Source organism: Collinsella aerofaciens (genome assembly GCF_005844325.1).
In the GTDB taxonomy this organism is placed as follows: domain Bacteria; phylum Actinomycetota; class Coriobacteriia; order Coriobacteriales; family Coriobacteriaceae; genus Collinsella; species Collinsella aerofaciens_G.
On sequence record NZ_SPFY01000005.1, the window covers coordinates 82,614 to 92,692 of the forward strand.

Genomic DNA, 10,079 nt, shown 5'->3' on the forward strand with positions numbered 1-10,079 from the left:
GTGAGCCTCCTCATGCTGTGTTTCATATAGAACAGAAGACCGGCATAGCTCCGCCGGTCTTCTGGGTACTTTAGCATACTAGAGTGCTTGCGGGGAAAATCCGTCGTAGCCGCTCACACCGTATTCATTTGGAAACATAGGGCAGATTGCCGCAACCCAACCCCACCTAGGCGCCAATCGCACGACGATACTCTGCCATTACCTGCGCATCGGCAGCTGCGGGGTCGGCAAAATAGCGCCAGTCATAGGTCTCGGCCGAAACAACTCCGCGATAGCCGCGCGCCACCAGCCTATCCAGGTCGGCGCGCATATCGCGGTCGCCGTCACCCCAGGCAAGATGCGTCGTGCCATCTGCCGCAACATCGACAAAATGCACGTGGGCGACATCATCGCCAAGCAGATCGAAATAATCGTCGATGGTATCCCCCGCCACCGCCATAGCGCCTATATCCAGACACGCCTTAAGTGCCGGATGATCAACTGCCTCGATCATGCGCTTCGTGTCGGCCGCCGAGTTCACGATCATCGACTCAACCGGCTGTAGGGCCTCGAGCACCAGTCGCACGCCGCGCTCTCCCGCATGCTCGGCAATCGCACGCAGCATCGAGGCACTTCGACCCCACGCGTCCTCGATTGGCTCGTTCAAAAATGCCCAGCCGCTCGAGACCATGACCTGCTCGGCTCCAAGTTCCGCCGCGATATCCACAACGTTCTTAAAGTACGCGAGCGTGCGGGCACGTGCCTCATTCCCGCGCGCCGCGATATTCCACGGCTTGGGGTTGTTCTGTTCGGGACAAAGCCCCACAATCCGAACCCCATACCGCTGCGACAGCTCCCGCACCTGCTCGAGCGAATCGTATCCATGGCAATCGACATACAGATGCATCGCCCCGGTCCAAAGCTCGCAACACGTGTAGCCCGAGGCCGCTGCCGAAGAAAAGAATTCCTCAAGGTCAAAATAACGATGGCTGATATTCATGACGGCAAGCTGCGGATACTCCATCTTGTCCACCTTTCGGCAAAAGGGCGCCGCAGCACAGTGTGCGCGACGCCCCCTCTTACATTGTTCTCATTATGACGGATACTCTACTGGACACCAAGCACTCCAAAGAACGCGCCAGCGATACTCACGAGCAGGATCACGAGCATGATAAGCAGCGGATTCATCTTCTTCTTGAGCATGAGATAGACGATTCCAAACAGCCCCATCGTGACAAAGCCCGGGAAGATTCCGTTGAGCAGCTCGGCCAGCGTCTGAGCACCATCGCCCGCACCGACCATGAGCGGAATGTCCACGGTGACCATCTCCATGGTCATAGCGCCGATCACCATGGCGCCCATGATAGAGGCCATCTTGACGATCGTGTCCATAATGCCCGATTCCTGGACCTTGCTGATCATGTCCGAGCCAAAGCGATATCCCACAAACGTCAGCAGGTAACGGATGATGTAGTGAGGGACGTTGAACACGAGCAGGAACAAAATCGGGCCAAGAATAGAGCCCTGCAGCGCCAGCGACGTGCCGACACCCGTTGCCAAAAATCGCAGCGTGCCCCAGTAGAAGGCATCGCCCACACCGGACAGCGGTCCCATCAAAGCAAGCTTGACATTTGAGATCGCGCTCGTGTCAAAGCTATCGTCAGTAGCGTTGACCTCTTCCATTGCAGCGGCGATGGACATGGGGAGCGTCGAGATGTACGGCGTGACGTTATAGAGCTCCATATGGCGCTTAAGGGCGGCCTTAAAGTCCGCATCCTGCGGATACAGCTTGCGAAGAATCGGCATAAGGGCCCACATAAAGCCGATATGGCCCATACGCTCGTAGTTCCAGGAATGCTCATAGGGAATCGAGCGCCAGAACAGCTTCTTAAGGTCTGCGCGGGAAATCAGCCCGTCGTAAGAAGACTCAAACTTAAAACTCATCGAACCCACTCCCAATCGCAGGATCCTCGGTTGCCACTGCGGGCTGCTCCGCTTTTTTCTTATCACCCAAAACCGTCATCGCGACGACGATGATCGCGGCAAAGATCGCCACGCCCGTCGTGCTAATGCCAAAGTAGGCGACGAGGAAGAAGCCAGCGAAGAAGAACGGCGCCACCGTTTTGTTCATAATCATCTGCGCCAGCATCGCAAAGCCGAGTGCGGGCAAGAAGGCGGCGGCGACATCCATGCCGGCCTGAACGAAATCGGGGATGATGTTGAGCAGGCTGGCAACAGCATCGGCGCCAAAGAAGAATGCCAGGGGAATAATCAGCAGGCCGCACCAGCTCTGCGCGTAACCGGCGATGAGCATGTTGCGCGTGATGGCCTTGGTGTCCCCGTCCTCGACGTTTTTGTCGATACGGTGCACCAGCAGTAGCATCACCGGCTGGCCCAGGGCCGTATCAAGCGCCAGGACGATCGTTGCGATGGGAATGCCCAGGGTCAGGGCCGCCGAAGCGTCCGCGCCGGCCTGCATGGCAAGCGACACACCCAGGATGGTTCCGGAAATCGTATCGGGCGGGTTATACGCACCGACCGAGATGGCGCCGACCATGGCAAGCTCCATCGTGGCGCCCATGATCGTGCCGGTCACCATGTCGCCCATGACAAGGCCAACCAGAGGTCCGAGCACAATCGGGCGCTGGAGGTAGCTCGTACCGGTCAGCCACTCGGAATAGCCCAAAAGGGCAATAAGGAAAATCAGGATTGTCTTGATAACCATGACAGCCCCTAACCGATGACCTTCGCGGCGTCAGTCTTCGCATCTGCCGGAATCATCTGAATGAACAGTTCATAGCCCTCGCCGAGCAGCTCTTTGACGTATGCCTCGTTTTCGGGCGTAAGGAACACACTCGTCGAGACCTGGCGGGCATTCTCGCTAAAGGCAACGTTGCCGAGGTTGATCTTCTTGACTCCCATCGCCTTGGCGACGGCACCGGCCTGCTGGATCGTCTCGCAAACCACGAAGAGCTTGTACTTATCGGTCACTCCGCTCTGGAGCGCCTTGACGGCGTCCTCGGTGTTTTTGACGACGACCTTGCAGCCCTCAGGCTTTGCAAGGGACAGGGCCTGTAGACGAAGCTTGTCATTGAGGACCGTGTCGCTCACCAACAGGATGCAATCGGCACCCAGAGCCGAGGTCCAGCTAACGGCAACCTGGCCGTGAAGCAGTCGATAATCTACACGAATCATCTGAATCATGATGTGCTCCCTAGTGGTTAAAACTCATCGAGCTCGGCCTGCCCCAGCAGGTCGTTGACGTACTTGACCTTGGTGTCGTCCGCCTCGACGATCTGGCGAATGGCCTCATCGATCGGGGTGGATTCGGGCACGAACAGCAGCTGAATAAGGAGCGGCAGGTTCATATTGGTCACCAGATGCGTGTTGGGACGCGTCTGGACGATCTTGGTGAACTCGTTGTTGACACTGCCACCAAAGAGGTCGGTGCAAACGACGACCTCATCGTCCGCGGCAAAGCCGTCCAGAATCGCTGCGGCCTCCTTGGTCAGGTCCTCGTTTCCGTCGACATACATAGAGAGCGCATGGACGTTTTCGCGCTCGCCGGAAAGCAGGCCGATGCTCTCGACGATTCCAGACGCAAAATGAGCATGGGACGCCACGATAAACTGCCTCATTCGATTCCCCTTCCTAGCGAATTTCGGCATAAAAATGCCCGGACGCATGCGCCCGGGCAGGGTGCTTCTTAAATGAGTGGTCAACTATTAGTAGTCGAACTGGTGATAGTAACGACGGTAGTTGAGGTTGTGCTTGGTGACCGTCTCGTAGTAAGCGGCAAGGCGATCGGTGATCAGCGAGGAGAGGATCCACGGAGACACGATGACGCGGAACTCGTCGTCAAGGCCGGGGATCGCGAACTCGGCGGTGTCGATGATGTTGATGTCGGTGTCGCCGGTCACGCCGCGGTTGAGGAAGGCGCGGACGCGCTCGTCGAGCTTGCGGTTCTCGTCCTCGCCCATGAACAGGAACACGGGGACGCCGGGCTCCACGAGCTCGAGGGTGCCGTGAAAGAAGTCGGCCGAGGTGATGTAGCGGGTGCGCTTCCACTGCATCTCCTCCAGGATGCACATCGAGAACAGGATCGTCTCGCCCCACAGGGCGCCCGAGCCGATGAACATGGTGTAGGGGGCCAGGGCGTACTTCTTGGCGAGCTCCTCGGCGCGCGGCTCGAAGCTCTTGCGGATGTCGACCAGGTGGGTCCAAACGTCCTTGGTCTGCTCGATGAACTTATCGAACTGCGGGAAGCAGCCGCGGCGGTTGAGCAGGCGCAGGCCGAAGCAGTCGGCGAGGTAGTAGCCCATCTCGCAGCCACCGTTACCATGATCGGAAGCCATCTTGACGCAATTCTCGGCGCCGACAGCCTGGCCGATGAGACCCTCGGGCTTGGTCATGGCGTAGACACGAATGCCCTTTTCCTTCATCTTCTTGACGGCCTCGAGGACCTCGGGGGTGGTGCCGGACTCGGAGGCGGTGAGCACGACGGACTTCTCGGTCATGCGCTTGTGGCCCATGACGTTCCACTCGGCGGCGTGGATCAGGTAGACCTCGAGGTCGCGGTCGCCGAACTTGTTCATGAGGTACTCGAGCTGCATGAGCTCGTCCCAGGTGCCGCCGACGCCCATCAGGAACACGGCGTCGTAGCCCTCGTCGGCGACCTTGTCGGCGAGCGCGGTCATCTTCTTGCCGGCCTCGTAGACGTTCTTGCCGTCCTCGACGTAGCCCTCCTGGCTAAAGTGCATGATCTCGATCTTCTCGGTTTCCTTCATGGCTTTTCCTTTCTGTCCTGCACGCGAATCTATACATCGCGTTTCTTTTCGATACCAATTATAGACATACACCCAACGTGTTTTTAATACCACTTTTCAATCTGTTCCAATCCTCGGTGAACGGTCGAAATTCTCTGGTGAGTGGTATTAAATTAGAATTTGATGTATAGCTAACGCCCCCGGCGTCTCCCTTGTGTGACAAAGAACAGCGTTCCTACCAGCGCAATAATGGTCGATGCTCCAAACAGTACCGTCTGGACGCCCAAAGCCTCCGCCAAAAATGGAGCCGCCAGCAGCGGCAGCACCCCGGCGCTCATCAGGCCAAAACGCACAAAGCCGGTAATGCGCCCCAGGTATTTGATGTCGGCACGCTCCTGAATCAAGATCATCTGCAGCGGCTCCAGGAACCCCCAGGCCAGACCGTTAATCGCCTGACCGATAATCGCGACCCCCAGCATATCGGTGCCCACGTACACCATGGACCCAATGCCCACGGCCATGAGCGCGCCGAGCAGCAATCGCAGGTTGACATGGCGAGCAGAAAGCTTGGTCAGGATGAACGCACCCACCGAGGAAGTGAGGCCCACGACCGAGGACAGCCAGCCCAGCCAGACGATATCCACGTTGAGCACATCGCGGTAGAACAACGACTCCAGCGAATCGAACGCGCCGAACGCAAAGAAACCCAAAGAGCCCGATATAAAGATGAGGCGCAAGTCGTGGTCGCGAAACGTAAGTCGCGCACCCTCGGCCATGCCGCCCAAAATACCGCCCTTCGGCTTCTCCCCTTTTGCGGGAGCAACACACTCGTGACAGCCCAAGGAGAGCACGGCCGCCACACCCATCATGCCCGCCATGAGCAGATAGACCGATTGCGTGGCAAAACAGCTCACGATGGCACCGCCGAGCAGCGGGCCAGCGGTATAGGCGATATTGCTGTAGAACACCATGAGGCCGTTCACGCGGGTACGGCCCTCGGTGGTCGACTCCAGGTATCCCGGAAACGCATGCGTGCAGGTGTTGATAAAGCCGCCCGCAAGTCCCAAGACGCACGCGGCAAACACAAGCCCAGGGACAGACAACGGCGCCAACCCCACGCCAAGCGATAGCACTGCCGTAATCACGCACGTCACAAACGACGTCCGGCGCGGTCCAAAGCGATCGATGACCGAACCCGACACCATATTGCCCGCCGACGTCATAAGATTGCGCACGAGCGTAATGGCGGCAACCAAAAAGGCCGTGCCGGCCAGATCATACGTGGCCGCACCGATAAGCCCCAAAAAGTAGACCGCGTTGTTGGCGCACCACTGCAGGGACTCAATAAGAATCAGCCTGACCTCTGCCGGCGTCAGGCGCATTGCTTCGCGATCCTTCGCGAACATACGAACTCCTTCTATACAAAAAGGGGATGGAGGGCATAGGCCTGCTCCATCCCCTTTCCAGGTTGCAACGAAAATCTATGCAGCCGGACCCTTACGCCAGCACGCCGAAGAACGCGCCGATGATGCCCACGACCATGGTGGCCACGATCAGCACCATGGGGTTGATCTTCTTGGACAGCAGCCAGTAGTACAGCCAGAAGGCGATCATGCCGAGCATGCCGGGCATGATGCCGTCCAGGATGTCCTGGAGGGTCTGGGCGTCCTCGCCCGAGCCGATGGCCACCGGGATGCTGGCCCAGAACATGTCCTTGCACATGGCGCCCACGACCATGACGCCCACGATGCCCACGCAGGTCATGATCTTCTGCATGAGGCCGGTCCTCTGGGCCTCGTCCAGGAAGCCCACGCCCAGCTCGTAGCCCTTGACGGCGCCCCAGACGCGCAGCGCGAAGCCGGGGACGTTGTAGATGAGCAGGAAGGCGATGGGGCCGAAGGGGTTGCCGGCCTGGCACAGGCTGATGCCCACCGCGGCGGCGACCACGCGCAGAGTCAACAGGAAGATGGAGACGCCGATACCGGACAGCGGGCCCATGAGGGCGGCCTTGACGTCGTTGACGCTCTCGGGCTCGATCTCGCCGCGGGCGACCTTCTCCTCCATGGCCATCGCGATGCCGCCGACGAACGGGGCGAACTGGACGGTGATGTTGAAGAACGCGCAGTGGCGGTGCAGGGCCTCGGCGTAGTCGTCGGAGCGGCCGGCGTAGATCTTCTTGAGCATGTTGGCGACCATCAGGCAGAAGGCGATGTTCATCTGCTTGTAGTAGGTCCAGGAGAACTCCATGCCCAGGGCGCCGACGTTGACGGCGCTCTTGACGAGGTCGGAGCGCGTGATCTTGTTCTCGGGACTAGAAGTCATCGTCCTCATCCCCTTCCGCGGAGAGCTGGGGCTGGGCTCCGCCCAGGCCGAGCAGGTCGAACTTGTCGATGCCGATGATGATGGCGATCAGGGCGACGCCCAGGACGGGCACGTTGGCGTAGGAGCACAGCAGGAAGCCCAGGAAGTAGAAGGGCACGAGCTGCTTGGTGAGCACCAGGCGGCCGAGCATGGCGAAGCCCATGGCAGGCAGGATGTTGGCGGCCACGCCGCAACCATCGATCACAAAAGACGGGATAAAGTCGAGTACGCCCTGGATGGCGTCGGAGCCCAGGTAGAATGCGCCGCCGCACAGCAGGAAGTACTCAAGGCAGCCAAAGAGGCCCATGCTCCAATGTGCCGCGTAGATACCCTTGAGGTTGCCCTTGGCAGCGCACTTGTCAGCAATGTCAACAATGATCGAGAATCCAGCATCCGTAATGTTGCCGATCGTCAGCGAAAGGACGGCGATAGGCATGGCGAGCGCGATGGCCGTCTCGGTACCCTGACCGAGCTGAATGGCAAACGCGCAGGCGAGCACGCCGCCGACGGTTTCGTTAGGCGGTACGTAGGCGCCGATGGAGATCGAGCCCATGAACAGCAACTCCAGGCTGGCGCCGACGGCAAGGCCGGTCTGCAGGTCCCCCAGCACCAGGCCCACGAGCGGGCACAGGACGATGGGGCGGAACGCGTAGAGGGTGCCGAGCTGGTAGTCGAGGCATCCAAACGCTCCGACTAAGCCGACGAGGATTGCTTGGACAAGCATAATTCCTCCCAATAAGGAATCTCGAACCGTCGTCACTCCCGTCGCGCGCGTTGTTGATATCAATTCCGGGAGTTCGATTCCACGGCTCGAAGCGTACCTGGTGTGCTGCTAACACCCATGCCAGGCACAAATGATTTGATACCAATTATAGATATGCAGGTTCTTACTATTTAATACCACTCGCTCAGCGGGGTGTTTTTTACCGTAAACGGCAGACGCATCCCATCAGGCACGTTCCTTGTTTCGATGGCGGACAAGCGCCACCAAAAAGCCATCGCCAAAGGCATCGCATGCCAAGTTGCCTACAATCACCAAAACGATAATCGCCGCGCCCAAAAGCTCGTTCCAGCGAAAGACCTCGCCAAAGAGGAGCGCCGACCAGCAGGGAGCGAGCACGACCTCACTCATGCAAACCAAGTTGGCCGCAAACGCGTTGGTGCGCGCAATCCCCTTGGCATACAGCACGCTCGCAAGGCCACTGCAAAAAAGGCCATGCACCAGCATGAGCCCCCACTCAAATGGTCTCACGGAGTCTAGGGCGCCGGCAAAATAGACAATCGGCAGCATCGAGATACCGCAGGAGATGAGCGAGGACACCATGGGCGACGCATCGGGGCGAGAGTTCAAAAAGAAACACAGCCCAAAGGTGGCGCCCGAAATGACGGCAAGCAGGTTGCCGAGCATGCCCTCGGCACTCAAATCGCCTAAAAAGAAAAGTCCCATACCCGTAAAAGCAACCACCACGGAGGCAATCTTCGCAGGCGAGGGCAACGTGCGAGTTGCGAGCGATTGATACACGATAACGAAAATCATCGAAGTGTACTGCAGAACGATCGCGTTGCCGACCGTCGTGAGCTGGTTTGCAAAGTTAAACGTGGTGCCCGTTACGAAGTTACAGACGGCCACAAGGACAATAAGACGACTGACGCGGAGGACGGGCCTGCCGACGAGCAGGATAAAGAGCGCCATAAATATTGCCGTGACGGCACCGATCAAAAGAGCTGACTGCGAATTGGCACGAACGAGGATGCCGATAAAACTCCACAAGAGCGCCGTGCCAAATAGATACATCGCCCCGCTCACGCTATTATCGGGTGGATTGTCAGATCGAATCACGAAGCACCTCCAGCTAGCTTTCGGTAATAAAAAACGGCGACCGCAATGGGTCGCCGTTTCCCTTGGGGGCAGAATAGAACGAAGGAGTCTACGCCAGCACGCCGAAGAACGCGCCGATGATGCCCACGACCATGGTGGCCACGATCAGCACCATGGGGTTGATCTTCTTGGACAGCAGCCAGTAGTACAGCCAGAAGGCGATCATGCCGAGCATGCCGGGCATGATGCCGTCCAGGATGTCCTGGAGGGTCTGGGCGTCCTCGCCCGAGCCGATGGCCACCGGGATGCTGGCCCAGAACATGTCCTTGCACATGGCGCCCACGACCATGACGCCCACGATGCCCACGCAGGTCATGATCTTCTGCATGAGGCCGGTCCTCTGGGCCTCGTCCAGGAAGCCCACGCCCAGCTCGTAGCCCTTGACGGCGCCCCAGACGCGCAGCGCGAAGCCGGGGACGTTGTAGATGAGCAGGAAGGCGATGGGGCCGAAGGGGTTGCCGGCCTGGCACAGGCTGATGCCCACCGCGGCGGCGACCACGCGCAGCGTCGACAGGAAGATGGAGTCGCCGATGCCGGACAGCGGGCCCATGAGGGCGGCCTTGACGTCGTTGACGCTCTCGGGCTCGATCTCGCCGCGGGCGACCTTCTCCTCCATGGCCATCGCGATGCCGCCGACGAACGGGGCGAACTGGACGGTGATGTTGAAGAACGCGCAGTGGCGGTGCAGGGCCTCGGCGTAGTCGTCGGAGCGGCCGGCGTAGATCTTCTTGAGCATGTTGGCGACCATCAGGCAGAAGGCGATGTTCATCTGCTTGTAGTAGGTCCAGGAGAACTCCATGCCCAGGGCGCCGACGTTGACGGCGCTCTTGACGAGGTCGGAGCGCGTGATCTTGTTCTCGGGACTAGAAGTCATCGTCCTCATCCCCTTCCGCGGAGAGCTGGGGCTGGGCTCCGCCCAGGCCGAGCAGGTCGAACTTGTCGATGCCGATGATGATGGCGATCAGGGCGACGCCCAGGACGGGCACGTTGGCGTAGGAGCACAGCAGGAAGCCCAGGAAGTAGAAGGGCACGAGCTGCTTGGTGAGCACCAGGCGGCCGAGCATGGCGAAGCCCATGGCAGGCAGGATGTTGGC

General features: G+C 59.3%; 12 protein-coding genes. All 12 read right to left on the minus strand.

Annotation, left to right across the window (positions count from 1 at the left end; genetic code table 11):
- Positions 1-166: 166 nt before the first annotated feature.
- Positions 167-1,003 carry a sugar phosphate isomerase/epimerase family protein gene (locus FGQ61_RS03180; RefSeq protein WP_138374543.1) on the minus strand — a complete coding sequence of 279 codons (837 nt, stop codon included), beginning with the start codon at positions 1,001-1,003 and terminating at the stop codon, positions 167-169.
- 83 nt (positions 1,004-1,086) lie between these two features.
- The gene (locus FGQ61_RS03185) at positions 1,087-1,923 is read right to left on the minus strand and encodes a PTS system mannose/fructose/sorbose family transporter subunit IID (RefSeq protein WP_138374544.1); all 837 of its coding nucleotides are present in this window, start codon (positions 1,921-1,923) and stop codon (positions 1,087-1,089) included.
- Positions 1,913-2,704: a PTS mannose/fructose/sorbose/N-acetylgalactosamine transporter subunit IIC gene (locus tag FGQ61_RS03190; RefSeq protein ID WP_138374545.1), complete on the minus strand. Its 792-nt coding sequence runs from the start codon at positions 2,702-2,704 to the stop codon at positions 1,913-1,915. Before FGQ61_RS03190 ends, FGQ61_RS03185 begins: the two co-directional genes overlap by 11 nt.
- A gap of 8 nt (positions 2,705-2,712) precedes the next feature.
- Entirely contained in the window at positions 2,713-3,183 is a 471-nt protein-coding gene (locus FGQ61_RS03195; protein ID WP_117564885.1) for a PTS sugar transporter subunit IIB, read from the minus strand.
- Between the two features lie 17 nt (positions 3,184-3,200).
- The gene (locus tag FGQ61_RS03200) at positions 3,201-3,617 is read right to left on the minus strand and encodes a PTS sugar transporter subunit IIA (protein ID WP_117743676.1); all 417 of its coding nucleotides are present in this window, start codon (positions 3,615-3,617) and stop codon (positions 3,201-3,203) included.
- Positions 3,618-3,704: 87 nt separating this feature from the next.
- The gene (locus tag FGQ61_RS03205; protein ID WP_117716240.1) at positions 3,705-4,766 is read right to left on the minus strand and encodes an SIS domain-containing protein; all 1,062 of its coding nucleotides are present in this window, start codon (positions 4,764-4,766) and stop codon (positions 3,705-3,707) included.
- A 170-nt stretch (positions 4,767-4,936) separates the two neighbouring features.
- A complete protein-coding gene (locus FGQ61_RS03210; protein WP_171021489.1) occupies positions 4,937-6,151 on the minus strand; it encodes an MFS transporter in 1,215 nt (404 codons plus the stop codon).
- Positions 6,152-6,242: 91 nt separating this feature from the next.
- On the minus strand, positions 6,243-7,076 hold the full coding sequence (locus FGQ61_RS03215) for a PTS system mannose/fructose/sorbose family transporter subunit IID (RefSeq protein WP_138374546.1): 834 nt from the start codon (positions 7,074-7,076) through the stop codon (positions 6,243-6,245).
- Positions 7,057-7,830 carry a PTS mannose/fructose/sorbose/N-acetylgalactosamine transporter subunit IIC gene (locus tag FGQ61_RS03220; RefSeq protein ID WP_138374547.1) on the minus strand — a complete coding sequence of 258 codons (774 nt, stop codon included), beginning with the start codon at positions 7,828-7,830 and terminating at the stop codon, positions 7,057-7,059. Before FGQ61_RS03220 ends, FGQ61_RS03215 begins: the two co-directional genes overlap by 20 nt.
- Before the next feature lie 225 nt (positions 7,831-8,055).
- On the minus strand, positions 8,056-8,946 hold the full coding sequence (locus FGQ61_RS03225; protein WP_249360920.1) for a DMT family transporter: 891 nt from the start codon (positions 8,944-8,946) through the stop codon (positions 8,056-8,058).
- Between the two features lie 88 nt (positions 8,947-9,034).
- Positions 9,035-9,868 (minus strand): PTS system mannose/fructose/sorbose family transporter subunit IID, encoded by an 834-nt coding sequence (locus tag FGQ61_RS03230; protein WP_138374548.1) that lies wholly within the window; start codon positions 9,866-9,868, stop codon positions 9,035-9,037.
- A partial coding sequence (locus tag FGQ61_RS03235; protein WP_138374561.1) for a PTS sugar transporter subunit IIC occupies positions 9,849-10,079 on the minus strand: 231 nt, incomplete at its 5' end. The genes FGQ61_RS03235 and FGQ61_RS03230, both read right to left, overlap by 20 nt.

Excerpts from the sequence above, each read along its gene's own strand:
- FGQ61_RS03180 (WP_138374543.1), bottom strand. The coding sequence starts at position 1,003 with ATGGAGTATCCGCAGCTTGCCGTCATGAATATCAGCCATCGTTATTTT.
- FGQ61_RS03185 (WP_138374544.1), bottom strand. The coding sequence starts at position 1,923 with ATGAGTTTTAAGTTTGAGTCTTCTTACGACGGGCTGATTTCCCGCGCA.
- FGQ61_RS03190 (WP_138374545.1), bottom strand. The coding sequence starts at position 2,704 with ATGGTTATCAAGACAATCCTGATTTTCCTTATTGCCCTTTTGGGCTAT.
- FGQ61_RS03195 (WP_117564885.1), bottom strand. The coding sequence starts at position 3,183 with ATGATTCAGATGATTCGTGTAGATTATCGACTGCTTCACGGCCAGGTT.
- FGQ61_RS03200 (WP_117743676.1), bottom strand. The coding sequence starts at position 3,617 with ATGAGGCAGTTTATCGTGGCGTCCCATGCTCATTTTGCGTCTGGAATC.
- FGQ61_RS03205 (WP_117716240.1), bottom strand. The coding sequence starts at position 4,766 with ATGAAGGAAACCGAGAAGATCGAGATCATGCACTTTAGCCAGGAGGGC.
- FGQ61_RS03210 (WP_171021489.1), bottom strand. The coding sequence starts at position 6,151 with ATGTTCGCGAAGGATCGCGAAGCAATGCGCCTGACGCCGGCAGAGGTC.
- FGQ61_RS03215 (WP_138374546.1), bottom strand. The coding sequence starts at position 7,076 with ATGAGGACGATGACTTCTAGTCCCGAGAACAAGATCACGCGCTCCGAC.
- FGQ61_RS03220 (WP_138374547.1), bottom strand. The coding sequence starts at position 7,830 with ATGCTTGTCCAAGCAATCCTCGTCGGCTTAGTCGGAGCGTTTGGATGC.
- FGQ61_RS03230 (WP_138374548.1), bottom strand. The coding sequence starts at position 9,868 with ATGAGGACGATGACTTCTAGTCCCGAGAACAAGATCACGCGCTCCGAC.